Annotated in this window: 22 protein-coding genes; 18 read left to right on the top strand and 4 right to left on the bottom strand. The window is 41.2% G+C overall.

Annotation, left to right across the window (positions count from 1 at the left end):
• Positions 1-225: 225 nt before the first annotated feature.
• From panB to JNUCC41_RS24855, 14 genes are all read left to right on the top strand, one after another.
• Positions 226-1,062: a 3-methyl-2-oxobutanoate hydroxymethyltransferase gene (gene panB / locus JNUCC41_RS24920; RefSeq protein WP_192205327.1), complete on the top strand. Its 837-nt coding sequence runs from the start codon at positions 226-228 to the stop codon at positions 1,060-1,062.
• A complete protein-coding gene (panC, locus tag JNUCC41_RS24915; protein ID WP_192205326.1) occupies positions 1,059-1,907 on the top strand; it encodes a pantoate--beta-alanine ligase in 849 nt (282 codons plus the stop codon). The genes panB and panC overlap by 4 nt, the downstream gene beginning before the upstream one ends.
• Positions 1,908-1,933: 26 nt before the next feature.
• Complete coding sequence (gene panD, locus JNUCC41_RS24910; protein WP_076365694.1) at positions 1,934-2,317, top strand: aspartate 1-decarboxylase; 384 nt, start codon at positions 1,934-1,936, stop codon at positions 2,315-2,317.
• 160 nt (positions 2,318-2,477) lie between these two features.
• Positions 2,478-5,258, top strand: coding sequence for an ATP-dependent DNA helicase DinG (gene dinG / locus JNUCC41_RS24905; RefSeq protein WP_192205325.1), 2,781 nt, complete (start codon positions 2,478-2,480; stop codon positions 5,256-5,258).
• A gap of 155 nt (positions 5,259-5,413) precedes the next feature.
• On the top strand, positions 5,414-5,584 hold the full coding sequence (locus tag JNUCC41_RS24900) for a YpmA family protein (protein ID WP_065310840.1): 171 nt from the start codon (positions 5,414-5,416) through the stop codon (positions 5,582-5,584).
• An 18-nt stretch (positions 5,585-5,602) separates the two neighbouring features.
• Positions 5,603-6,079 carry a cell wall elongation regulator TseB-like domain-containing protein gene (locus tag JNUCC41_RS24895; protein ID WP_192205324.1) on the top strand — a complete coding sequence of 159 codons (477 nt, stop codon included), beginning with the start codon at positions 5,603-5,605 and terminating at the stop codon, positions 6,077-6,079.
• Positions 6,080-6,098: 19 nt separating this feature from the next.
• A complete protein-coding gene (locus tag JNUCC41_RS24890; protein WP_192205323.1) occupies positions 6,099-7,283 on the top strand; it encodes a pyridoxal phosphate-dependent aminotransferase in 1,185 nt (394 codons plus the stop codon).
• 197 nt (positions 7,284-7,480) lie between these two features.
• Complete coding sequence (locus JNUCC41_RS24885) at positions 7,481-8,158, top strand: GntR family transcriptional regulator (RefSeq protein WP_192205322.1); 678 nt, start codon at positions 7,481-7,483, stop codon at positions 8,156-8,158.
• Positions 8,159-8,267: 109 nt separating this feature from the next.
• A complete protein-coding gene (gene hpaI, locus JNUCC41_RS24880) occupies positions 8,268-9,185 on the top strand; it encodes a 2,4-dihydroxyhept-2-ene-1,7-dioic acid aldolase (RefSeq protein WP_192205321.1) in 918 nt (305 codons plus the stop codon).
• Positions 9,186-9,263: 78 nt separating this feature from the next.
• On the top strand, positions 9,264-10,778 hold the full coding sequence (gene hpaE, locus JNUCC41_RS24875; protein WP_192205320.1) for a 5-carboxymethyl-2-hydroxymuconate semialdehyde dehydrogenase: 1,515 nt from the start codon (positions 9,264-9,266) through the stop codon (positions 10,776-10,778).
• Between the two features lie 31 nt (positions 10,779-10,809).
• Entirely contained in the window at positions 10,810-11,793 is a 984-nt protein-coding gene (gene hpaD / locus JNUCC41_RS24870) for a 3,4-dihydroxyphenylacetate 2,3-dioxygenase (RefSeq protein WP_192205319.1), read from the top strand.
• A 163-nt stretch (positions 11,794-11,956) separates the two neighbouring features.
• Positions 11,957-12,832, top strand: a complete 876-nt coding sequence (locus JNUCC41_RS24865; RefSeq protein ID WP_192205318.1) for an FAD synthetase family protein — start codon at positions 11,957-11,959, stop codon at positions 12,830-12,832.
• 232 nt (positions 12,833-13,064) lie between these two features.
• Complete coding sequence (locus JNUCC41_RS24860) at positions 13,065-13,403, top strand: DUF485 domain-containing protein (protein WP_192205317.1); 339 nt, start codon at positions 13,065-13,067, stop codon at positions 13,401-13,403.
• Positions 13,404-13,406: 3 nt separating this feature from the next.
• Complete coding sequence (locus JNUCC41_RS24855; protein ID WP_192205316.1) at positions 13,407-14,972, top strand: solute symporter family protein; 1,566 nt, start codon at positions 13,407-13,409, stop codon at positions 14,970-14,972.
• Between the two features lie 181 nt (positions 14,973-15,153).
• On the opposite strand, the gene JNUCC41_RS24850 is transcribed toward JNUCC41_RS24855, so the two are convergent.
• Positions 15,154-16,023: a LysR family transcriptional regulator gene (locus tag JNUCC41_RS24850; protein WP_192205315.1), complete on the bottom strand. Its 870-nt coding sequence runs from the start codon at positions 16,021-16,023 to the stop codon at positions 15,154-15,156.
• A gap of 164 nt (positions 16,024-16,187) precedes the next feature.
• On the opposite strand from JNUCC41_RS24850, the gene hpaB reads away from it, so the two are divergent.
• The gene (gene hpaB / locus JNUCC41_RS24845) at positions 16,188-17,660 is read left to right on the top strand and encodes a 4-hydroxyphenylacetate 3-monooxygenase, oxygenase component (protein ID WP_192205314.1); all 1,473 of its coding nucleotides are present in this window, start codon (positions 16,188-16,190) and stop codon (positions 17,658-17,660) included.
• 78 nt (positions 17,661-17,738) lie between these two features.
• On the opposite strand, the gene JNUCC41_RS24840 is transcribed toward hpaB, so the two are convergent.
• From JNUCC41_RS24840 to JNUCC41_RS24830, 3 genes are read right to left on the bottom strand one after another with little or no spacing between them, the layout of a single operon-like run.
• Positions 17,739-18,125, bottom strand: a complete 387-nt coding sequence (locus JNUCC41_RS24840) for a 5-carboxymethyl-2-hydroxymuconate Delta-isomerase (RefSeq protein ID WP_192205313.1) — start codon at positions 18,123-18,125, stop codon at positions 17,739-17,741.
• 17 nt (positions 18,126-18,142) lie between these two features.
• A complete protein-coding gene (locus JNUCC41_RS24835; RefSeq protein ID WP_192205312.1) occupies positions 18,143-18,931 on the bottom strand; it encodes a fumarylacetoacetate hydrolase family protein in 789 nt (262 codons plus the stop codon).
• Entirely contained in the window at positions 18,928-19,716 is a 789-nt protein-coding gene (locus JNUCC41_RS24830) for a fumarylacetoacetate hydrolase family protein (protein WP_192205311.1), read from the bottom strand. The genes JNUCC41_RS24835 and JNUCC41_RS24830 overlap by 4 nt, the downstream gene beginning before the upstream one ends.
• Before the next feature lie 204 nt (positions 19,717-19,920).
• Between JNUCC41_RS24830 and JNUCC41_RS24825 the strand changes: the two genes are divergently transcribed.
• The 3 genes from JNUCC41_RS24825 (at position 19,921) to asnS (ending at position 25,014) form a co-directional block, all read left to right on the top strand.
• Positions 19,921-21,435, top strand: a complete 1,515-nt coding sequence (locus JNUCC41_RS24825) for a 4-hydroxyphenylacetate 3-hydroxylase family protein (RefSeq protein ID WP_192205310.1) — start codon at positions 19,921-19,923, stop codon at positions 21,433-21,435.
• 170 nt (positions 21,436-21,605) lie between these two features.
• Positions 21,606-23,465 (top strand): XylR N-terminal domain-containing protein, encoded by a 1,860-nt coding sequence (locus JNUCC41_RS24820; protein WP_192205309.1) that lies wholly within the window; start codon positions 21,606-21,608, stop codon positions 23,463-23,465.
• 256 nt (positions 23,466-23,721) lie between these two features.
• Positions 23,722-25,014 (top strand): asparagine--tRNA ligase, encoded by a 1,293-nt coding sequence (gene asnS / locus JNUCC41_RS24815; protein ID WP_192205308.1) that lies wholly within the window; start codon positions 23,722-23,724, stop codon positions 25,012-25,014.
• Positions 25,015-25,094 lie beyond the last annotated feature (80 nt).

Raw genomic sequence — 25,094 nt, 5'->3', positions numbered from 1 at the left:
TTGAAAATCTGCCTTGATCCAGAGAACTGGACGGGGACGGAGGGATGAAACTTCTGATGAAACAAAGATTGACTAAAAGATAAGTCTGTGTCGATATTTGGCTTTTTAAGCCATTTTTCGTAGCAAAACAGATACTTTTTTAGTCAGTCTTTTTTTTGCGCATGAATGTATAGACACCAGTTTTCGCTGATGTTTTCATCTCCTCCATCAAAAGGAGGAAACGTAATGAAATTGTCCGGAGATTATTTGAAAATGAAACAAAATCAAGAGAAAATTGTCATGCTGACGGCTTATGATTACCCGTCAGCAAAGTTAGCCGAACAATCAGGTGTAGACATGATTTTAGTCGGCGATTCTTTAGGAATGGTCGTATTGGGATATGAATCAACGATTCCAGTTACGGTGAATGACATGATCCACCATACAAAGGCAGTTAAACGCGGTGCACCAAATACATTTGTCGTGACGGACATGCCCTTTATGAGCTATCACCTATCTATGGATGAAACACTCAAGAATGCAGCCAGAATCATGCAGGAAGGTCATGCAGATGCCGTGAAGCTCGAGGGCGCGGATGATGTTGTTGAAAAAATATCAGCATTGACCAAGGCGGGCATCCCGGTTGTAGCCCATCTTGGCTTGACTCCTCAATCAGTCGGCGTTCTGGGCGGCTATAAAGTGCAAGGTAAAGATGCTGAAAGTGCAGCACAGCTCTTGGAAGATGCGAGAAAGTGTGAAGCGGCGGGAGCTATGGCAGTAGTATTTGAATGTGTTCCACATCAAGTGGGGGAATTCATCACACGGAACCTAGGAATTCCTACCATCGGGATTGGGGCAGGCGCAGAAACGGATGGTCAAGTCCTCGTTTACCATGATGTCATCAAGTATGGGGTAGACCGGCTAGCGAGATTCGTAAAAGTTTATGGAGATGCAAATGAACTGATTGGTCAATCGATTACAAGCTTTGTGAATGAAGTGAAATCTAAGGATTTTCCGTCGGAAGAACATACTTTTACAATGAAGGAAGAGCAGCTTTCTGAACTTTATGGAGGGAAAAGATGAAAACTTTTACATCAGCTGCTGATTTGCAACTGGCACTCAGAGAGGAAAAAAGCAATCACAAAAGCATTGGCTATGTAGCGACAATGGGGTTTTTACATGAGGGGCATGCAACCCTTTTGGAAAAGGCTCGCAACGAAAATGATATTGTGGTATTGAGTATTTTTGTGAATCCGATGCAATTTGGGCCTAATGAGGATTTTGAAACTTATCCGCGGGATTTGGCACGGGATGAAAATGTCGCAGCAAATGGCGGAGTGGATTATCTTTTCTATCCAACAGTCCACGAAATGTACGGTGAAGAACCATCTGTGAAGGTTGTTGTCCAAAGCAGGACGGATGTTTTATGCGGGAGACAAAGGCCTGGACACTTTGATGGTGTAGCGACGGTCTTAACGAAATTCTTCAATATCATCCTTCCTGATAGAGCTTACTTTGGTAAGAAGGATGCCCAGCAAGTCGCCGTGATAGATGGACTGATCAAAGACTTTAATTTCCCTATCCAGCTAGTTGCTGTAGATACCGTTCGCGAAGAAGATGGGTTAGCGAAGAGCTCGCGAAATGTTAACCTATCAGATCAAGAACGCATGGAGGCTAAAGAACTGTACCAAAGTTTATTAATGGCCAAAGAGGCGGTTGAATCAGGTGAAAGAAATGCAGCAACCGTCACGGCCTTGGTAAATGAACATATTGCTGTCCACACAAGTGGAGTGATCGACTATATTGAAATCTATCAATATCCGGAACTTAAACCACTTGAATCGCTGGCAGGAAACGTCATCATTGCAATGGCTGTAAAGTTCAAGCATGCAAGACTAATTGATAATATCACCTTATATGTGGAATGATTCATGAAAAATTAGGGGGAATTGAGATGTTTCGAACGATGATGAATGGGAAAATTCACCGTGCACGGGTAACTGAAGCTAATTTGAATTATGTAGGCAGCATTACGATTGATGAAGACATAATTGATGCGGTGGGTATTCTGCCTAACGAAAAGGTCGCCATCGTGAATAATAATAATGGTGCACGACTTGAAACGTATGTGATTGCGGGTGAACGGGGCAGCGGTGTAGTGTGTTTGAATGGAGCGGCAGCCAGACTGGTGCAGCCGGATGATATCGTGATAATCATTTCTTATGTAATGGTTTCAGAGGATAAACTGGGGGAGCACAAACCAAAAGTTGCGATCATGGATGAAAACAACAAAATCATTGATTTGATTTCAAACGAACCTGCAGCTACCATCATGTAAGCGGGGGGCCGGCACATATGCATGAATCATGCATACAGGTGCCGGCCCTTTTAGTTTTTTGATGAACGGCTTGTTTCCTTTATTACGATTATTATGGTATAAAAAAGATAAGAGAATTCCATCAGGAAGTGGAGAAAGCGAAGTTTGAGGTGTACAATTCATGATGCAACGATATGTAGTGGTTGATTTGGAAACGACAGGGAATTCTCCAAAAAAAGGAGATAGGATAATACAATTTGCTGGCGTGGTCATCGAAAATGACCAAATTGTGGATGAATACTCGACATTCATCCACCCTGGACAGGAAATTTCCTTGTTTATTGAAGAATTGACCGGAATAAGCAACGAGACGGTAAAAAATGCACCTGACTTTGAAGATGTTGCAGAAAATATTGCCCGGCTTATAGAAGGGGCTTGTTTTGTTGCCCATAATGTTTTATTTGATTTATCTTTTTTACAGGAAGAACTAGTACGATGCGGGTTTGAGCCGTTTTATGGTTCCACCCTTGATACAGTGGAGTTAGCGAAAATATTAAAACCAACATCCGATGGATATAAGCTGCACCAGCTGGCTAAAGAGGAAAACCTGGATCATTCCAGGCCCCATCAAGCGGATAGTGATGCATATGCCACCGCTTTATTATTGTTGGAATTGAAAAAAAAGCTGATGAACCTTCCAGTCATGACACTTAAACAGTTATATCGATTATCTTTTTCCTTACAAAGTGAGGTTTCCGAATTAATAGATGCTTGCATTGCAAGCAAACTTGCTAAAGCAGAAGTCCATTCACCTGATCTTATTACGTATAGGGGACTTGCATTTAAAAAGGCCGAAAACGAAAGTGATCATAAAGACACGGAGTCGAAATTCCCGCTCGATGATGAGGAAAAAATAGCCATGCTTCAAAGAGCATTTCCTGCCTTCGAAGCAAGAAGCGGACAGCTTGATATGATGAACATGATTCACCATTCCTTCGAATCCAGCCAGGATGCAATCATTGAAGCTGGGACAGGTATTGGAAAATCCATAGGCTATCTGCTTCCGGCTGTTTATTTTGCAAAAAAACATCATAAGCCTGTCGTCGTTTCGACGTATACGCTCCAGCTACAGGATCAACTTCTGCAAAACGAGGTTCCTAAGCTTAAGAAAATTCTTCCCTTTACATTTCAAGCTGTTTTACTAAAGGGGAGAAGTAATTATTTGAGCTTGGCAAAGTTCGAAAGGGCATTGCGTGAAAAGGAAGATAATTATGAAACGGCTTTAACGAAAATGCAGATATTGGTTTGGCTCACTGAAACCGTAACAGGCGATAAAGATGAATTGAATCTCACAAGCGGGGGTCAGCTATTTTGGAATAGGCTTCAAAGTGATGGTCTTACATACGCCGGTTTAAAACAGCCCTGGCTTGAATTGGATTTTTTTGAACGGGCAAAAAGAACAGCTGCCAAAGCGGATATCATCATTACTAACCATTCGTTTTTAATGACGGATCTGCTTACAGAAGACGCCTTAATTCCAAAAAAAGGGTATTTGGTTCTCGATGAAGCGCACCATTTGGAACAAGCTGCATCTAAACAGCTTGGGAGCAGGCTTAATTACATTTCGGTGAAGACAGTTTTGAACAGACTAGGGACATCAGATCAAAAGCAATTATTATATAAATTGGACAGGATGCTCTTAAATAATGGATTGACGGATGGGAAGTCCATGCATGAATTAGATCAAAAGCTTAGTGATTTTTCGTATGAATTCGAACAGCTTTTTTATTATATCTCCAATCAGGCGGAAAAACTTTCACGTTCCATGAGTCCTAAACGGCTTTCATTCAAAATGGATGATGGAAGATGGGGTAAAGCGATTCTGGTCGCTGAGCGATTGGTCGATTTATTAGGATACATCATCACGGAGTTAGAGAAAAGATTGGCTCTTTTATTGAATAATGAGTCCCCCTTAGGAAAAAATTCATTATTTCACTTGAATGATATCGAGGTGCTGCTTGGACATTTACAGGATACCAGGGACTCCTTGCATGAATTTTTCATCAAGCCGCATGAAGAAAATATTTATTGGCTCGATTATACTAATGCTGCACCCCAACATGGGGTGACTTTGACGGTTCAGCCGATTGCAGGAAGTAAACGGCTTTGGGATTCCTATTTCGGGCGCCAAAAGAGTGTGGTCATGACATCGGCAACCCTCGTGGTGAAGAATTCTTTTAAGTATTTTAAAGAACAACTCGGTTTAGAGAACGAGCCAATGCAGACGGCAAGTTTACCTTCACCCTTTCCTTATAAGGAACTCGTAAAGGTACTGGTGCCAAATGATCTACCAGATATCAATTGCTTATCGGTGGAGGAATTCTCCGAAACAGCGGCAAATCATATTATTGCTGCCGCTCAGGCAGCGAAGGGGAGAATGATGGTATTATTCACCTCTCATGAAATGCTGCGGTCCACCTATCATTCCATCAAAGACAGTGGCGTACTGGATGAGTTCACGCTGTTTGCCCAAGGGATCTCTGGCGGAAGCCGGATGAGGCTGCTCAGGAATTTCCAAAACTTCGAGAAAGCCGTCCTATTTGGGACAACCAGCCTATGGGAAGGCGTTGATATCCCCGGCGAGGATCTATCATGTTTAATCATTGTCAGGCTGCCATTCTCGCCACCGGATGAACCAGTGACAGCTGCAAAATGCCAACTTCTCGAAAAACAAGGGCGCAATCCTTTCTCTGCGTATTCATTACCTGAAGCCCTATTAAGGTTCCGGCAAGGTTTCGGCAGGCTTATACGAACTCCAGAAGATAAAGGGGTTTTGGTAATTCTTGATCGCCGCATCATCACTGCCAAATATGGACCTGAATTTCAAAAAGCCATTCCGGAAGTGGACTGGCACCAAGCCTCAATAACAGAAATGGCTGAAATGATAGAAGAGTGGATTTAAAGAATCTTTAAATCCTTCTTAATCTAAAATGAATTTTTAATAATTTATAAAGAAAAATTACTTTTGAACTGGTATAATGTGATAGGTGGTAAAGCCTTCAAATCCTATTCATACCAGTGGTTGTTGACAAATTATTAAAATGGAGGGGCGTTTTCATGGAAAGTAAAATCGAAGTAATTTCAACAGTCAGGTTGCAACATTCTCCTGATCTGTATAAAATTGTAGATTCTTTGAACCGAACATTGAAAAAAGATGACTTAATGTTCGGTCTGGCACTGGATTCCCAAGATCAAGAAAAAGCGATATTTACAATTTATCGTACATAGAAAGAAGGAAAAGCAGCTTTGAAAAAATGGTTGATTATTGCTTCTATCCTGGTCCTTTGTTTTATCGGATTTGTCAGCGGGGCATATATTAAAGCGTTGCAGCCAAAAAAAGAGGCTGGTAATGAGGCTTTCAAAAAGGCAAAGGAAGAGGGCGGCCTTGTGACGATGGAAGAATTTTACCCTTATAATGGGCAGGATTCATACTCCGTAATCATTGGTAAGGGAGAAAAAGGGACTAAAAAAATAGTCTGGCTTCCTGAGGATAAGAAGAAAGAAATAGTAGTGGAAAACTATAAAGATGGTAAATCAAAAAAAGAGATCTTAAACATTGTCAAAGAACAGCTTAATCCCCAAAAAATCATTTCGGTTAAGCTAGGCATGGAAAAGAACGTTCCGCTTTGGGAAGTAACGTACCTTGATGAATCCCAGCGTTTTAACTATGACTATTATGATTTTAAAACTGGGGAATGGCTGAAGTATTATCGAAGCATTTAGAATGGAGGATTAATTTAAAATGAAATTAGCGAACCGCGTTCAGTCATTAACGCCATCAACAACATTGGCCATCACGGCAAAAGCGAAGGAACTTAAGGCCCAAGGTCTAGATATAATTGGTTTGGGTGCTGGTGAACCAGACTATAATACGCCAAAACATATCATAGATGCAGCCCTTCTTTCCATGAATGAGGGTCAAACTAAATACACGCCATCCGCTGGTCTGCCGAAGCTAAAAGAAGCAATTGCGGCTAAATTGAAGCGTGATCAAGGCTTGGAATACAAACCGTCTCAAATTGTAGTTGGCTCAGGTGCAAAGCACGCGCTTTACACATTGTTTCAAGCTATCCTGGATGAAGGAGATGAAGTCATTGTTCCGATACCATATTGGGTGAGCTATCCTGAGCAAATCAAGCTTGCTGACGGTAAGCCTGTTTATGTAGTAGGTACGGAAGAAAATCAATATAAAATCACTAAAGAACAATTAGAACAAGCAATTACCGAAAAAACGAAAGCGGTTATCATCAACTCTCCAAGCAATCCAACGGGCATGCTTTATACCAGGGAAGAATTGGCGGCTATCGGGGAAGTTTGCCTGGCTCATGATATCTTGATCGTTTCCGACGAAATTTACGAAAAATTGGTTTATGGAAATGCTAAACATACATCCATTGCAGAGATTTCACCTGAATTGAAAAAGCAAACGATCATCATCAACGGTGTTTCTAAGTCGCATTCGATGACTGGCTGGAGAATTGGTTATGCAGTCGGTGATGAGTCCATCATTAAAGCAATGACGAACCTTGCAAGCCATAGCACATCCAATCCTACCACAACTGCTCAATATGGTGCGATTGCCGCTTATGATGGTACACAGGAGCCTGTTGAAGAAATGCGTCAGTCTTTTGAAGGCCGCTTGAATACGATATATGATAAATTGGTTGAAATTCCAGGGATCAGCTGCATTAAACCGCAAGGGGCATTTTATTTATTCCCGAACGTTAAACGTGCAGTTGAATTAACAGGTTACAGCAATGTCGAGGAATTTACGACTGCATTGCTGGAAGAAGCGCAAGTGGCTGTTATTCCAGGTTCAGGTTTTGGTGCACCTGATAACATCAGGCTCTCTTATGCAACTTCATTAGAGTTGCTGGAAGCAGCAGTTGAAAGAATACATTCATTCGTTAAATCAAAAATGGCATAATTTTCCCAAAAACCTGCAGACTACCTGGCAACACCAGGGTCTGCAGGTTTTTTTCGATTATATTTCGATATGGTACTTTCGGGAAGAAGACATGATAGGCGTTTTGCAAAACAAATTTGTAAAGAAAAGTGAAAATCATATATGATTTTTAATAAAAATCGATTGCAATCATATATGATTTCATATATGATGAAAATATGGAAGAGAAAAACAAAAACCCCAGCAAAAAGCAAATAGCATATGAGCACCTTCGTAAATTAATTTTGGATGGAACATATGGTTCTGGACAGCGGATCATTATCGATCAAACGGCAAAAGAACTTAGTTTAAGTCCGATTCCTGTCAGGGAAGCGATCAGGCAACTGGAATCTGATGGTCTTATTCAATATAAGCCTTATAGCGGAGCGGTGGTTACAAGCATTAATGAGAGCGAATACATTGAAACTCTTTCTGTTTTATCTTTGCTTGAAGGATATGCAGCTGCCCTCAGTTCTTTAACGATGAATGATCATGATTTTGAAAATCTAATTAATTTAAACAAAGAAATGGAAAAAGCCCTCCATAACTTTGAATTAGAGCTGTTTGGTAAGTTAAACGAATGTTTCCATGCGGAAATCTATGAAAAGTGCGGAAATTCCTTTTTAAAGGAGGAAATCAAACAGGCACAACAAAGAATGAATAGAGTCAGAAAATCCATGTTCACCATGGTTCCGCAACGTGCAGTCCAATCGATTCGCGAACATGAAAGCATCATAAAGCTTCTAAAGGAAAAAGCATCTTTTGAAGAAATTGAATCATTGGTGAGAAAGCATAAACTGAATGCCATCAGCACATTCAAGCAGAGGGCGGAAACTAATCACGATCAGGCACTTTGATGACCTTGGCTTTGTTTTATAATAGTCAATCGATTATTCATAAAAGCAAAGCCATTTTTTTCACTTGTATTATTCCGAATATTCAAATAATGAAAGGGTGGTAGAAAAAATGTACGAGGAAATCAAAAGTCGTTTAAGAGGATCCATCGCTCCCGTTATCACTCCGTTTGATGACAAGATGGAAGTGGATGTAAAAGCAATTGAAAATCTGGTAAACTGGCACATTGAAAGCGGTTCCCATGGAATCTCGGTATGCGGTACTACCGGAGAGCCGAGTTCATTAACGATTAAGGAACGGGAATTAGTGATGGAAACGGCTATTAAAGCAGCAAAAGCCCGTGTTCCAGTTGCACCAGGTACTGGATCTGCCAATCAGAAAGAAACGTTGCATTTGACAAAAATGGCACAGGAAATGGGTGCGGATGCTGCTTTAGTCATCGTTCCTTATTACAATAAACCGAATCAACAGGCACTTTACAATCATTTTAAAACGGTAGCCGATTCTGTTGATATCCCGATTATCGTTTATAACATTCCTGGAAGAACGGCGACGAATCTAGAAGTGAAGACATTGGCACGTCTTGCTGAAGATTGTGAAAATATTATTGGTGTAAAGGAATCTAATAAAGATTTCGAACATGTGAACCGTGTCTTATTGAATTGCGGAAGGGATTTTCTCTTATATTCGGGCATCGAATTACTATGCTATCCAATGTTGGCTATTGGAGGTGCTGGACATATAAGTGCTACTGCAAATATCACCCCTAAAGAAGTTGCGGAAATTTATAACCTTTGGGTGGAGGGGGATGTGGATAAGGCACTTGATCTCCATTACAAATTAATGCCATTGAATGATGTTTTGTTTAAAGAAACCAATCCAGGACCATTAAAAGCTGCGATGGGGATGATGGGGAAAATCAATCCTGCATTAAGGCCGCCAATGGGTCCGCCTTCGGAACCATTGGAAAAAGAACTGCGTGAAACTCTTCAATCATACGGGTTGATTGACCAAATAATCCAGTCATAATTGCTAGATCGGGAAGATTGCACGAATCTAATAGATTTTTGTCATCTTCCCGAATTAATTTTTAAAGGAGGATTTATCATGCAAACTTTTCCCGTGCAAGATGTCAAGCATTACATCAATGGTCAATTTGTCGATGGAATCTCAGGGAAAACATTTGGAAATTTAAGCCCTTTTAATAATCAAGCAATAAATAATGTGGCAGAAGGGTTTAAAGAGGACATCGATCAAGCGGTAGCCGCTGCAAGAGATGCATTCGATAATGGTCCATGGAGAACGATGAAAGTGGAAGAAAGATTGAAGTACATTAATAGGATTGCTGATTTAATTGAAGAAAATGCAGAAGAAATTTCCTTTTTGGAATCCCTTGATACAGGGTTGCCGATTAGCCAGACAAAAAAACAGGCGGCAAGGGGAGCGGAGAATTTCCGGTTTTATTCTGAGATGGTGAAAAGCAGGCTAATAGGAGAGTCGTATCAAGTGGATGACACATTCATCAATTATACGATTCATAAACCGATAGGAGTGGCAGGATTAATCACTCCTTGGAATGCGCCATTCATGTTAGAAACCTGGAAGATCGCCCCGGCCCTGGCTACAGGTAATACATGTGTCCTAAAACCGGCGGAGTGGTCCCCATTGACTGCCAATAAATTGGCACAAATCATTGACCAATCCGGTCTGCCGAAAGGCGTATTCAATATCGTTCACGGTTTTGGGGAAACAGCAGGGGCGTCCTTGGTTGCCCATCCTGAAGTCCAATTGATATCCTTTACCGGGGAAACGACGACTGGCGCTGAAATCGTTAAAAATGGTGCGGATACAATGAAACGTTTTTCCATGGAACTCGGAGGTAAATCGCCAGCGGTCATTTTTGAAGATGCCGATTTAGAAAAAGCCCTGGATTCTGTGGTTTGGGGAATTTATTCATTCAATGGGGAACGCTGCACAGCCAATTCCAGATTATTTGTCCATGAATCGATAATAGACCAGTTCGTTGCAGAATTGAAGGAACGTGTTCATAATATCAAAATTGGAAACCCAATGGACCCAGAAACGGAAATCGGACCGCTGATCCATCGTAACCATTTTAATAATGTCTCCCGTTATCTGGATATAGCAAAAGATGAAGGGGCGGAAATTGTAAGCGGTGCCATACCGAGTGCGTTCAAGGAAGGGAATTTTATTGCCCCGACGCTTCTCTTGAACTGTACAAATGAGATGACGGTGGCACAGGAAGAGATTTTTGGACCAGTCATGGCAGTCATTCCTTTCAAGACTGAAGAGGAGGTACTGAGAATGGCTAACGATGTAAAGTATGGGCTTGCTGCTTATGTATGGACCAATGATATGAAACGTGGACATAGGTTTGCACAGGCTGTCGATAGCGGGATGGTCTGGGTGAATTCCCAAAACGTAAGGGATTTGCGAATCCCGTTTGGAGGATCGAAATATAGTGGGGTAGGACGTGAAGGTGGCCATTATAGCTTTGAATTCTATACGGAAACACAAGTTATCCACGTAGCAATTGGTGAACATCACATTCCGAAATTTGGCGACGTAAAACAAAATGCTGTTTCTTCTGCTGAAAAATAATCCGTGTTTCATTAAAGAAGGGGAGAATACTATGAGTTTTTCTATTATTCGTGTTGCGAGAACGATACTTAATGTAACAGATCTGGATAAATCAAGAGCCTTTTATGTGGATGCTTTAGGTTTCATTGAAACGGAAAGAACGAATGATCACATATATTTACGTGGTTTAGAGGAAGCGCATCATCACTCGCTTATTTTGCAAAAGGCAGAAAAGCCAAGCGTTGAAGCAATAGGATACAAGGTTGAAAAAGAGGAAGACCTTGAAGAATTGGAATCTTTTTTCCTATCCAAGGGAATGAAAATGAAGTGGATGCAGGAAGGAACACAGCATGCACTAGGCAAGTCGCTACGAGTTCAGGATATTTCAGGATTGCCAGTGGAGTTTTTCAGCAAAATGGATAAAGCCGAGAGATTGCTTCAACGATACGATATGCATAGGGGTTCAAGGGTCCAAAGGATCGATCATGTGAATTGCTGTGTACCAAATGTACAAAATGCCTATGATTTTTACGTGAAAGAATTAGGTTTTGCGTGCTCGGAAGACACAGTGGATGATTCGGGCAAATTATGGGCGACGTGGCTTCATAGAAAGCAAACGGTCCATGACCAGGCATTCATGAACGGAATCGGTCCAAGACTTCATCATGTTGGCTTCTTTCTGCCTGACCCCCTTGCACTTATCCATGCCTGTGATGTACTGGCTTCACTGGGATATGCCCAGTCCATCGAACGCGGACCAGGAAGGCACGGTCTATCCAATGCATTCTTCTTATATTTAAGAGATCCGGACGGTCATAGGATCGAATTATACAATGGTGATTACTTAACGGCTGACCCTGATACCGAACCGATTCATTGGGATTTGAATGATCCAAGACGCCAGACATTCTGGGGAGCCAAAGCTCCGGATTCATGGTTTGATGAGGCATCTGCTGTACTTGATATAATATCAGGTGAAGAAGTTCCTCTTAAAGAACCGATTCTGGCAAAAAGCAAGCCTGAATTCATCATCTAAAGAGAAACGGGACCCACGGTCAATTGGATAGGGCGCTAGTGCGTATAAGCCTGTTTAAGGGAACAGAACTGGTGAATGGTTGATGGAAACTTCTGGATTATCGAAGGTCCGTTTACTGAGTTTATAATGTAACCTTTCAAGAATCAAAGGAAGGAGGATGGATTTGGATATCATTCATGTTCAGCACCCAATTTCCGGTGTATATACGGCAGTAGCAGAACCGTGTGTGCTGGCTCTTGGATTTTTCGACGGAGTTCATCTTGGCCATCAAGAACTGATACATCTAGCTAAAAGGATTGCCATACAGCAAGATTTGAAATTGGCAGTCATGACATTTTTTCCGCATCCAAATCAAATCTTAGGAAACGCTCAACCCCAAACATATATGACTCCTTTAGAGCAAAAAGCAAAAATCATGCAAGGTTTAGGTGTAGAAACCTTGATAGTCGTGAACTTCGATTCTGCATTTGCCCATCTTTCACCTACGGGCTTTATCGAGGATTATTTATGTGGATTTAAATGCAAGCATGCCGTGGCTGGATTCGATTTCCGCTATGGACATAAAGGGGAAGGGAATATGGAAACGCTGAAAATCGAAGGTAAGCGATTTTTTGAAGTGACGGAAATGAAGAAGTTTGAAATCGATCATGAAAAAGTAAGTTCCACTAAGCTTAGAAACTTGATTGCAGAAGGTCGGTTCGCAGATATCCCGCCATTCCTGGGCACATACTTTGAAAGCCAAGGTACCATCATTTCCAAGGAAAATCAACACGTCACCGTTACATTATCGGAAACATTCCTGACACCCCCGCCAGGCGCTTACTTAATCGAAATCCAGAACGAAGGAAATGTTTATGAGGGAATTGCCTATCAAACAACGGACGGATCCTTTCATGGGAGTTGGCACTTACTTTTCAATGATGATCTTCCCTTGGAGGGAAAGAAGATTCATATCAAATGGAAAAGTGAAAGTATAATGAAGCCGAAACAGATGACGGATATGCGAGCCAAGTCTATTACGAAAGTGCAAGCCTTCTAAAAAGATATGGTCTGGGACAGGGTAGCAGTGGGTACTTACTGCTGCCCTACCTGTAAGCGTCACGGTTAGACAATGGGAGTTCGGAAAGCTTAGGGAATGGGCTTAGACCCTCTCAGTGCAGATGAGTTTGTTTGGATTTTGGGGTGGAGGGAAGAAAGCGGCTGATATTGGAGAGGCTCAATACTAATAATGCCGTCCTTGTAAAAATAAATATCAGAAGAGGTGTATAGAGATGGTTCGGTTGGAAAAAAACCTTGATGAATCGGAACAAACTAATCTAGTGGATTATGAAAAGATTGTTGCCTCCAAAGAGTTTCAGATTATGCTTTCCGATAAAAAGAAATTCGTCATCCCTTTTACGATTTTCTTTATGGGATATTCCCTGCTTTTGCCCTTCTTAGTTTTTTACACAGATATCCTGGATCACTCTTTCATTGGAGACATAACCTGGGCATGGGTGTACGGTGTTTCCATTACGGTTATGTCTGTTTGGGTTTGCAGCATATATGTAAGGAAATCAGAAAGAATCGATGAACAAATAAAAGAAATCATCGAGAAAGAAGGGCTTTGAATCATGAATTGGACAGTTATTATTCTCTTTGCGCTAATGTCGATAGGAACCCTTTTCATCACATATTTCGCTTCCAAAAAAACTAAAACGGCAGGCTCTTTTTATACGGCTGGTGGAGGGTTGACCGCTAGGCAAAATGGACTTGCATTGGCCGGGGATTTTATGTCGGCTTCCACGTTTTTGGGGTTGATTGGGGCATTTTCCTTAACGGGGTATGATGGATTTTTCCTGATGTATGGAGCACTTGTTTCATTTCTTGTCGTGTTATTCCTAGTGGCTGAACCTTTAAGGAACTTGGGGAAATACACATTGGCTGATATGGTGACTACAAGGTTTAAATATAAACAGGTCAGGGGAGTGACCGCCTTTAATACCCTGGTGATATCAGTCATGTACATGCTGGGGCAACTTGTTGCGGCAGGTGCTTTATTTAAGTTGCTTTTAGACATCCCGTATAATATTTCTGTCATCATCGTAGGTATTGTCATGTTGGTATTTGTTCTATTTGGGGGGATGACGGCGACGAGCTGGGTGCAGATCATTAAAGCCATCCTGTTGATAGGAGGAGTGTTTATATTATTCATGATCGTCATGTGGAAATTGAATTTTAGTTTCATCGGAATTTTCACTGATATGAAAACCGCAACACCCATGGGTGCAGATTACCTGAAAGCAGGTATTAAATATGCCAGTGGGTGGGATGCAGCTTCCTTATCGCTGGGCCTAATTCTGGGAACGGCAGGTCTACCTCACATTTTAATACGTTTTTTGACTGTCCCGAATGCACGAGTGGCAAGAAAATCGGTTGTTTGGGTGATGTGGATTATGGGTGCTTTTCATATCATGGTCATTTTTCTCGGATTCGGTGCTGCGAAGTTGGTTGGAACATCGAATATCATGGCCGCTAATCCAGCTGGTAATATGGCTGCACCTTTATTGGCCCAACTTGTGGGCGGGGACATCTTATTCGCATTTATTGCTGCCGTTTCCTTTGCAACGATACTCGCAGTTGTTGCGGGAATCGTTTTAACAGGAGCCACGGCCTTTTCACATGATTTTTATAATGAAATATTAAAAGATGGAAAGGCGACGGAAAAACAGCAAATGACGATGGCTAGATGGGCTTCCGTTGGTGTGACTGCACTTGCAATCGTTTTATCATTAGGTCTGCAGGAATTCAATGTAGCGTTTCTGGCATCGATTGCCTTTACACTGGCGGCTAGTTCGAATTTGCCGGTAATCCTTCTTACGATCTATTGGAAAAAATTCAATAAAACCGGAGCGATAGTCGGTATGATGACAGGTCTTATTGGTACGCTTTTGCTCGTGTTTCTAAGTCCAAATGTCTGGAACCCGGTCCCCGGAGCCACCATAATGACAGGTGACCCTATTTTCCCTTTGAATTCACCAGGGATCGTTTCCATTCCGCTTGGGTTCCTCGCATGCTATTTAGGTGCCCTGTTCGGTAACCGCAGGACGGGTTTGAAAACGGTTACAAAAGACAATTATAATGAAATCCTCGTTAAGTCCAACACCGGTCATGATGTTAAGGGTGTTTTGGGACATTGAATGAAGTAAAAGAATGCCTATAAATAAAACACAGGTCACGCACTTATGAATGGGATCTGATAAAGCAGCCATCTAATGATAGGTTGCTTTTTCCTTTTCATTGGATAATGAAATTCAAACAAACACGAAAGATTATTAGAAAGAGGTACAGATGCACTAATATTCAAGGATAACTGTCCATTCATTCAGAAAATGTTTCTAGAAATTTGACGGCACCTTTGGAAAGATAGCGTTCTTCGAGCCAAATAAGGGCGGCTTCCGATTGTACTTCACAATCTATCAATTCGATTATTTTAATACCCTGGGTTGAAAACGATTTGGATGTGGTTCGTGGCATGAGGGTAGCGCCTATTCCTTCCTTCACCAAAGATAAAATCATGGCAGCATCAGGACATTCACATACAATCTTAGGTTCAAACCCATGTCTTAGACACTCATCCACTATAAGTTCATAAGTTCCCTGTCCGCTTACCCTATGCAGCAATAGGAGGGGATAATCCTTAATTTGTTTAAATTCGATGGAGTCTGGGATGTCCCATTCTTTTGGGGTGACAAGCACAAAATCTTCCGGCGGAAGGTTAATCGATGAGAATCGCTTACCGTTAATGGGAAGCCGTACAATGGCCAACTCGATTTCCCTGTTTATTAAGCCTTCTGTCAAACGGAATGTATCACCTTCCATTAACTTGAAACGTATGTCAGGGTATTTTACTCTAAAGGCCATCATCCTTTGAGGAATGTAAGAAAAGCAAGTTTTTACTGACCCTATGGAAAGAGTGCCCTGTATCCCTTTACTGACTTCCTTCACTTCCAGTAGTGATTCTTCAAACTGGTTTAATAGAGCTTCTGCTTTTTTATATAGGACCTTGCCAGTTTCAGTGAGTTCAAGTTTCTTTCCATTCCGGTCGAAGAGTTTTTCACCGATTTCCATTTCCATTAATTTAAGTTGCTGGCTAAGGGGGGGTTGAGCCATATGCAATTTTTTTGCTGCTTTGGTTATTTGTTCTTCCTGAACGATCGTCACAAAATACTTTAATTGCCGGATGTCCATTATATACACCTCATACATATGATTTACATATACATATTGAATTTTTTAAGTATTATATATATATCTTAACATATGGTATATTTTGTTATAGGAATTAATTCAATTTTTGGAATTTATTTAATTGTAAGCGTTTTATTTATATTGATACTAAAGGGGGATGAAGAATGCCAGCTAAAACGGGTAAAGAGTATATCGATAGGGTAGATAAAGCAAAGGCGAATGTATGGATCAATGGAGAGCAAGTAAAAGATAAAATCAGTCAACACCCAGCTTTTAAAGGGGTAATGAAATCACAGGCCGAATTATATGATTTGCAGCATGATTCCGCGAAAACTGACATCATGACTTATATTTCACCAACTTCAAACGAAAGAGTAGGGACCTCATTCATGCAGCCGCGGACAAAGGGGGACCTTGAAAAAAGGAGGAAAATGATTCAGGAATGGGCAAGGCATAATAATGGAATGATGGGACGTTCCCCTGACTATATCAACAGTGGGATGATGGCGTACGGCACCGCAGCTGATATGTTCGGCACTCAGGATTCGGCATTTGCTAAAAATATGAAAGATTATTATGAACTCTGCAGGGAAAAGGATTTGTCGTTGACACATACCTTGATTCAACCCCAGGTTAATAGGGGAGTTAGTGCCGCAAAGCTTCCGGACCCTTACATCGCTGCAAGGATTGCTGGCAAGAATTCAGAAGGGCTTATTATAAAGGGAGCCAGGTTATTAGCTACACAAGGAGGAATAACGGATGAAATCATGGTTTTCCCTTCAACATTGCTTAAACAATCCGAAGAAGAAAACCCTTATGCATTCGCATTCTCCATTCCAAATAATACACCAGGGTTGAAATTCATCTGTCGTGAATCATTCGACTATGGCAAATCACATTTTGACCATCCTCTTGGTTCAAGATTTGAGGAAATGGATACGATTATCGTTTTTGATGATGTAGTAGTTCCTTGGAATCGTGTATTTGCATATGGGGATGTCGGCATTTGCAACCAGGCTTATAATGAAAGCAATGCAGTTGTTCATATGACCCATCAGGTGGTAGCGAAGAATATCGCCAAAACCGAGTTCATTCTGGGGATTTTGCAACTAATGGCGGAAACCATCAATATCGGGCAATACCAGCATGTTCAGGAAAAAATTTCGGAAGTCATCATAGCGCTTGAAACGGTAAAGGCTTTCATTACAGCTTCGGAGGCAAACGCGAAAGTGGATAAGTGGGGAATGATGACACCCGATTTTACACCGTTAAATATAGCCCGTAATTATTACCCGAAGATTTACCCTAGATTCAGTGAAATCATGCAGCTTCTTGGAGCTAGCGGCTTAATGGCGATACCAAATGAAGCCGATTTCAATTCGGAGCTTCGACCTGATTTGGATAAATATCTTCAAGCCGCGAATGGTGGAGCCTATGACAGGGTTAAATTGTATCGTCTCGCATGGGATGTATGCATGAGTTCATTTGGATCCAGGCAAACGCTATACGAAAGGTTCTTTTTTGGGGATCCGGTCCGTATGGCGAGCGCATTATATAACGGCTATGATAAACAGGAATATGTGGACCGTGTCAAGGAGTTCTTGAACCGTACTGAAAACCTTGCAGAAATCAACTGAGCCTGGTAGCATTGGCAAAACATTTTAATTGAAAGGCCTTCCCGATGATGAGGAAGGCCTTTCAATATGAAATCTAGTTCATTTATTATATCGATCATGGATATTATTCTTCTTATATGTTCCAGAATCACTGAATTCCGTAAGTTCCATGGAGAGGGCAAGATATCTTTTTGAAAAGAGGGAAGCCAAATGGGTTTCCATCGTTTCGAAAAGTTGGTCACATACTTCGGTTTTATCACTGTCTTTGCGTCCAGCGCCAATTTTTAGAATGGCATGAACAAAGGCATCATCCTCTGTACCATCGGCAACACGATAATGCTTCAATTCAATGGCCCGGGATCGAATGCCGCCAATTGGAAAGATGGAGGGATAGGATATCAGTACATCATTCACCTTCCTTAATAAGCCGTCAATCTGGATTTCATCTTTGATATTATCTGTATATTCAATAATGATATGAGGCATGTTATCAGTCCCTTCCGTTAATTATGGATTTTTAGATGCGGCCGATCCCCGCCTTCAGTAAATATATCGTCACCGACTATTGTGTTGACGAGTTTCCCGATCCCTTCAATTTCAGTGATGATTTCATCGCCTACAGCAGTATCCGCCAATCCTTCAGGTGTTCCTGTCAATATGATATCCCCTGGGCTCAATGTCATGAAGCTGCTAAAATATTCAATTAACTCAGCAATGCCGAAAATCATGTCTTTCGTGTTGCCTTGCTGAGTCAATTTTCCGTTGACGTAAGTTTTGATGGCAAGATTCGAAGGATCTGGGATATCTTCGGCATCGACAAGCCATGGCCCAATGGGGGTGCATGTATCGCGATTTTTGACTTTTAGGTTAGGTCGGTAGTAATTCTCCAGATAATCTCGTATTGCATAATCATTTGCAATCGTATATCCACTTACATACTTAAAGGCTTCTTCCTTTTTTATGTTCTTCGCCTTTTTACCTATGACGACTGCAAGTTCACATTCATAATGCATATAAGCTGCATCAGCAGGCCGTCTTGTCTGTCCCCGGTGGCCGATGAAGGTATTGGGACCTTTTAAGAACGCAAGGGGTTCTTCCGGTGCTTTAAAAGCAAGCTCCTTCGCATGGTCTGCATAATTCAAGCCAAGCGCGAAAACAGTTCGTGGCTCCACCGGGGGAAGCCAGACAACATCCTGCTCATTGACAATCCTGCCATCCGCCAATTGGACCTGACCATAATATTCACTTGCTGGATGTATGGCACCTGCATAGGCTACACGTGCTCTCTTCATAAAATCCCCTCCAGTGATAGTTTCCCCTCGGGAATGATAGTATTTTCCAAATATCCGATTTCGTCTATTTCTATTCTGACATGATCATTGGCTTTTGCCAGCGGTGCGTTCTCTGGAACACCTACTAGAAGGACGTCACCCGTACTCAAAGTCATGAAGTCAGTTACATCCTCAATAAGGCGGGATATGGAGCGAATTAGATTTGCAGTTGAATTTTCCTGTCTTAACTCTCCATTTATATATACACGAATTCCTAAAGAATCGGGGTTGGAGATGGATTCCTTGGTTACGACCCATGGACCGATCGGGCAAAATCCATCACGGGCTTTATGGCGGATAGCAGGACGGAAAACGCTCTCATGCGGAATGCTAATATCATTGGCGATCGTAAAACCTTCTATATAATCCAATGCATGTTCTTTCTTGACTCTTGTGGCCGTTTTACTGATTACTATTCCAAGTGCTGCCCCGATTTCCAATTCAGGTATGCCGCTTGGAAGGGGAACTGGATTTGAAAAGGAAGAAAACGTATTTCTAGGTTTAATATAAAGGATCGGCCCTTTAGGAGGTTCATTATAAGGAGGATGGTCGACCTTTTCCTTCAATGCTGCCAATGACCCTTTATAGTTTAATAATGTTCCATATACCGTTCCTGAAATAGGGTTATCCAAGTTGATTTGTGATACCTCCAACTTATCACCGTTCATTAAAATATAGCGGCTCGACTGTATCTCCATTTCTTCTGAATAATCTGACTTTTTGAATTTCACTCTTGCTTTTGCCATGGATACTCACCCCTTGTTTTATTATCAATCATATATGATATCGTATATGATTTTTTGTATAAGTTCAACATATTTAGATTATTCAGTATGAATAGACAAAAAATGTTAGAAAAAGTATGGGTTTCAACAGATAAATGCCTTGAACATTTAGTTAGTATGAAGCTAGGAATTCAAATTAAAAGATTGTGAATGGGGGATGTTCCGATGATGAATGGTAAAGAGTATTTAGAAAGTTTACGAGATGGAAGAACGGTATTCTTGAACGGAGATAAGGTAGATGATGTGACGACGCACCCAGCATATCGCAATTCTGCCAGATCGATTGCTCAACTATATGATGCTCTCCATGATCCGGTCACTGCACGGATTCTAACTGCTAAGACAGATGAAGGTCATACTACCCATAAGTTCTTCAAAGCCTCGAAGAACGCAACAGAGCTGCTTGAAGCAAGGGATGCGATAGCACAATGGTCAAAATTGAGCTATGGTTTCATGGGGCGTACCCCTGATTACAAAGCTGCTTTTACAGGATCATTGGGACCGTATAGCGATTTTTATAAGGGATTTGAAGATAATGCGAAAAGATGGTATGAAAAAACCACAAGGGACGTTCCCTTCTGTAACCATACAATTATAAATCCGGCAATGGACAGGAATAAACCGCTGCATGAAAATAAAGAGGTATTTGTACGTACGGTGGAAGAGCGGGATGATGGGATAATCGTAAGCGGAGCCAAAATGGTTGGAACTTCTGCAGCACTTACGAATTATAATTTTGTCGCGAATTATTCTCCTGTCGATCTTGGGGAAGGAGATAGAAGCCATGCGTTGATTTTCTTTGTACCGATGAATGCATCGGGATTAAAAATGATCAGCAGACAGTCTTTTGAAGAAACGGCTGCCAAGTCAGGCACTCCTTTCGATTACCCGCTTTCCAGCCGGTTCGACGAAAATGACGCAGTCATCGTCCTTGATCATGTATTCGTACCATGGGAGAATGTATTCGCCTATAATAATGTGGAAATCGCAAATGGGTTTAGATCCAAGACTGGGTGGATGAATCGATATACATTTCATGGCTGTACACGCTATGCGGTGAAATTGGACTTTATGGCTGGGCTTCTGATGAAAGCTACGGAAATGGCAGGAACGAATCAATTTAGGGGAGTTCAAGCCAATATAGGGGAAGTGCTTGCCTTCAGGAATATGTTTTGGGCCATCTCGACAGCGATGGCTACAGATCCGATGGAAGGGCCGAATGGCACTGTTCTGCCCAATAGCACATATGCAACTGCATATAGGGTGTTCGCACCAATGGTTTGGCCAAAGGTGAAACAGATATTTGAACAGGTTGTAGCAGGTAATCTCATTCAACTCCCATCAAGCTCCAAGGATTTTTTAAACCCTGAGGTCCGTCCGTATCTCGATAAATATTATAAGGGTTCAGGTGGGGTTTCGGCAGTGGAAAGGGTAAAACTGATGAAACTCATATGGGATTCCATCGGCACGGAATTTGGTGGCAGGAATGAATTATATGAAATCAATTATGCGGGTAACCATGAAAATATTAGGCTTGAAACCATGAAAATGGCAGATTTAAATGGACAATCGAATAAATTCAAAGCTTTTGTGGACTTGGCCATGGACGATTATGACCTCCATGGCTGGACAAATGATAAGTGGATAAATGCATATGAAGGCATTAATGTTGAAGTTTGATCCAGCTCCGAATGAATAAATCTGATTAAGAAAACGTGAAAATGAATGGTTTGTATCGGACTCCCGCCGGTTTTTCAACCAATGCATAATATGAATGCGTTTACATTTATCTTGATAGGTAAGGTGTGGAAAAAGTATAATATTATGTAAAAAGAAAGCCGGGGGGAATAATGACGAATCTTTTGAATCTTAAGAATGATGATGGTGAAATTCATTTAAATGATGAGAGGATGATCCTGACTTCCTCTTCAATTTTCGGTACCTTAAGAAAGGACTTGATCGAGAATATTGGATTTGAAAGAATGAAGTCTTTTTTAATACGTTATGGCTGGAATATCGGAGTCAATGATGCTAAAAAGGCACTAAAAGGGAATATACCAACGGTTAAGGAGATACTGAGGCAAGGCCCCATTTTACATATGCTGCAAGGTTATACAAAAGTTAATACTATGAATCTGGAATTATCGATGGATAGTCAAGCGGAAGTGCACTCTGTAAAAGTGGAAGGGTTTTGGGTAAATTCCTATGAAGCAGAGGAACACATCACCCAAACAGGCATCGCGGAAAAGCCAGTCTGTTATACATTGACGGGTTATGCAAGTGGATTTTATTCAACGGTCTGCGGTCATGAAGTGATTTTCAAGGAAAGTGCCTGTAAGGGAGCAGGGCAATCAGAGTGTAGATACGAAGGTAAATCGATACATTTATGGGGCATGGAGATTCAGGATGAGTTGAAATATTATAAAACCGAACCAATTGTTCAAGAGCTTGCCGTAACATATGAAAAGCTGCTGGAGGAACGCAATAGTTTGTCAAAAGTGATGGATATTCATAATTTGCTGACAGAAGAGTTAATTAACGGAAAAAGCCTTCAATCCATAGTGAGGATGGTTTATCAGAAAACAAAAATACCTTTGTTGATGGAGAATTTCAATGGCAATCAGGTTTATCATGCTGGATTTCATAAAGGGAAGGTGAGGGAAGTCAGGAATCAGCTAAAATTAATGAGGGAAAATGGCCCCGTCACTTTGGAAACCGGAAGAATCGTAAAAGATGGGATGGAGCTGCTTTATACTCCCATAACGTTACAAAATAAAACTTATGGCTATTGTGCCTTTGTGCAATCCGATCGAGTCGAAGGAAAAACGAACCTGGAAATCAATCGAATGATTCTTGAGAGGGTGTCCATGACCGGTTCCTTATTCCTCTTAAATGAGAAAAGCAGTTTTGAAGCCCTTGAAAGGGTAAAAGGGTTATTTCTTGAACAAATATTAAATGAAGAGTTTGCTTCTAGAGAAGAAATAATCAAAAAAAGCACGTATTTAGACGCTTCATTGGATCATCCTTTCACCATTGCGGTGCTGGGCTATCGCTTTTCCTCCGATCGGGGGACAGAGAATGACTATTTCATTCAGCAGAAATTCATCGAAGAGATATATAGTTTCTTTAAGAAGCGGAATCAAGTGGTCTTAACAGCATTAAGGGATGGTAATATCGTATTGCTTATACCACTGAGACCTGGAAATGAATTTCAATTCCTAACCAAGGAATGCATCAATTACTTAAATACTGTTTTCAGCGGATATCATTTTAAAATGGGACTTAGCACAATAAGTGATGAATTGGAACGGGCTCACGATGTTTTTCAAGAAGCTTTAACCGCCTTGAATATGAATGAAGGAGCTCGGGACATTACCAAATTTGAAGAAGTCGATCTGCTATCGATTTTAATGCATACTGGGAGTACTCCAGCGGTCCTGCAAAAAGCTGAGAAAATGCTGGGTCCTTTATTGATGAAAGAAGATCCAAAAATGAATGAATTATTGAAAACGCTTTATGTATTTCTGCAATGCGGTGGAAATCTTGAATGCAGCATGAAGGAATTGAGCATTTCAATGAGTGGTTTACGCTATCGGATCAAAAAACTTGAAGAGCTGCTTTCCTGCCAAATAAGAAATCCTAAAAGTGCTTTTCAATTATATGCATCATTTGAAACCTTGTTAAAGGCGAAAATGATTACCATTGGTTGATTGGATCAATCCTTTTTTAAAAATAGAAATGTCGATCGATTCATATACCGAGATGATTTTACTGTAATTAGAGCATGGGCATTAGTGAAGTAATCTACCATGCAATCTTGCGAATACGCTGCAAAAACATAATGAGAGTAATATAAAGGGCTGGAACTTCCGCTTCAATTGATTTATTTGCTTGTAAGCAGGGCTATGGGTATAATAAGTAGAGTAAATTCATTAGTAAGTTAAGCTATTTTTGGAGGTAAATTCCGTGAAAATTACAATAAAAGATGCTAGAAAATTCGTCGATCAAGAAGTTACCATTGGAGGCTGGCTTGCCAGCAAACGTTCCAGTGGGAAAATTGCTTTCCTTCAAATCCGTGATGGCTCTGGTTTCATTCAAGGTGTGGTCGTGAAAGCTGATGTGGGTGAAGAGATTTTCGCTCGTGCGAAATCGATTTCGCAAGAATCATCCTTGTATGTAACAGGTGTCATTCAAAAGGATGAACGATCGCCGTTCGGTTTTGAGTTACAGGTGAAAGATATTGAAATCATTCATGAATCAGTAGATTATCCCATTACACCTAAAGCACATGGTCCCGAATTCTTAATGGATAACCGCCATTTGTGGCTGCGTTCAAAACGGCAGCATGCAGTCATGAAAATCCGGAATGAAATAATCCGTGCTACATATGAATTCTTTAATGAAGAAGGTTTCGTTAAAGTGGATCCTCCGATTTTAACCGGAAGCGCACCAGAAGGAACGAGTGAGTTGTTCGCGACTAAATACTTTGATGAGGATGCATACCTTTCACAGAGTGGTCAGCTATATATGGAAGCGGCTGCCATGGCACTTGGGAAGGTATTTTCCTTTGGTCCCACCTTCAGGGCAGAAAAATCCAAAACAAGACGACATTTAATCGAGTTCTGGATGATTGAACCGGAAATGGCTTTTATCGAATTTAAAGAAAATCTGGAGGTCCAGGAGCAATTCGTTTCTTCGATCATCCAATCCGTATTGAAAAACTGTCAGCTTGAGTTAAATACACTTAGCCGTGATACATCGAAGCTTGAACAAATTCAAGCTCCTTTCCCGCGAATTACATATGATGAAGCCATTAAGTTCCTTCATGAACAAGGATTTGATGATATTCAATGGGGTGATGATTTTGGAGCTCCGCATGAAACTGCGATAGCGGAAAGTTATGATAAGCCTGTTTTCATTACTCATTACCCAACCAAAATCAAGCCTTTTTATATGCAGCCAGATCCTGACAGGGAAGAAGTGGTACTTTGTGCCGATTTGATCGCTCCGGAAGGTTATGGAGAAATAATTGGCGGTTCAGAGCGGATTCATGATCAGGAATTGCTTGAACAGAGAATCAATGAGCATGGCCTGAGCGAAGATGCTTACAAATGGTATATGGAATTAAGAAAATACGGCTCTGTACCGCATTCAGGCTTCGGTTTGGGATTAGAACGCACCGTTGCATGGATCAGTGGAGTCGAGCATGTCCGTGAAACCATCCCATTCCCACGTCTATTAAATCGATTATATCCTTGATTCCATGATGAAGCGGTTATCTTGCCATATTTGGCAGATAACCGTTTTTTGTTAAAATTATAAACTTATTCGGAGAGCCT

This window comes from Brevibacillus sp. JNUCC-41 (assembly GCF_014844095.1).
Taxonomy (GTDB): domain Bacteria; phylum Bacillota; class Bacilli; order Bacillales; family DSM-1321; genus Peribacillus; species Peribacillus aracenensis.
The sequence above is the reverse complement of the archived record's forward strand: the minus strand, read 5'-3'. Positions and strand labels throughout refer to the sequence as shown.

Bases quoted from the DNA above. Each gene is read 5' to 3' on its own strand.
- JNUCC41_RS24860 (WP_192205317.1), top strand. From the start codon at position 13,065: ATGGTTCGGTTGGAAAAAAACCTTGATGAATCGGAACAAACTAATCTA.
- panC (WP_192205326.1), top strand. From the start codon at position 1,059: ATGAAAACTTTTACATCAGCTGCTGATTTGCAACTGGCACTCAGAGAG.
- JNUCC41_RS24840 (WP_192205313.1), bottom strand. From the start codon at position 18,125: ATGCCTCATATCATTATTGAATATACAGATAATATCAAAGATGAAATC.
- JNUCC41_RS24835 (WP_192205312.1), bottom strand. From the start codon at position 18,931: ATGAAGAGAGCACGTGTAGCCTATGCAGGTGCCATACATCCAGCAAGT.
- JNUCC41_RS24850 (WP_192205315.1), bottom strand. From the start codon at position 16,023: ATGGACATCCGGCAATTAAAGTATTTTGTGACGATCGTTCAGGAAGAA.
- panD (WP_076365694.1), top strand. From the start codon at position 1,934: ATGTTTCGAACGATGATGAATGGGAAAATTCACCGTGCACGGGTAACT.
- hpaB (WP_192205314.1), top strand. From the start codon at position 16,188: ATGCCAGCTAAAACGGGTAAAGAGTATATCGATAGGGTAGATAAAGCA.
- hpaE (WP_192205320.1), top strand. From the start codon at position 9,264: ATGCAAACTTTTCCCGTGCAAGATGTCAAGCATTACATCAATGGTCAA.
- JNUCC41_RS24825 (WP_192205310.1), top strand. From the start codon at position 19,921: ATGATGAATGGTAAAGAGTATTTAGAAAGTTTACGAGATGGAAGAACG.
- hpaD (WP_192205319.1), top strand. From the start codon at position 10,810: ATGAGTTTTTCTATTATTCGTGTTGCGAGAACGATACTTAATGTAACA.
- hpaI (WP_192205321.1), top strand. From the start codon at position 8,268: ATGTACGAGGAAATCAAAAGTCGTTTAAGAGGATCCATCGCTCCCGTT.
- JNUCC41_RS24890 (WP_192205323.1), top strand. From the start codon at position 6,099: ATGAAATTAGCGAACCGCGTTCAGTCATTAACGCCATCAACAACATTG.
- JNUCC41_RS24820 (WP_192205309.1), top strand. From the start codon at position 21,606: ATGACGAATCTTTTGAATCTTAAGAATGATGATGGTGAAATTCATTTA.
- dinG (WP_192205325.1), top strand. From the start codon at position 2,478: ATGATGCAACGATATGTAGTGGTTGATTTGGAAACGACAGGGAATTCT.
- JNUCC41_RS24900 (WP_065310840.1), top strand. From the start codon at position 5,414: ATGGAAAGTAAAATCGAAGTAATTTCAACAGTCAGGTTGCAACATTCT.
- JNUCC41_RS24830 (WP_192205311.1), bottom strand. From the start codon at position 19,716: ATGGCAAAAGCAAGAGTGAAATTCAAAAAGTCAGATTATTCAGAAGAA.
- panB (WP_192205327.1), top strand. From the start codon at position 226: ATGAAATTGTCCGGAGATTATTTGAAAATGAAACAAAATCAAGAGAAA.
- JNUCC41_RS24885 (WP_192205322.1), top strand. From the start codon at position 7,481: ATGGAAGAGAAAAACAAAAACCCCAGCAAAAAGCAAATAGCATATGAG.
- JNUCC41_RS24855 (WP_192205316.1), top strand. From the start codon at position 13,407: ATGAATTGGACAGTTATTATTCTCTTTGCGCTAATGTCGATAGGAACC.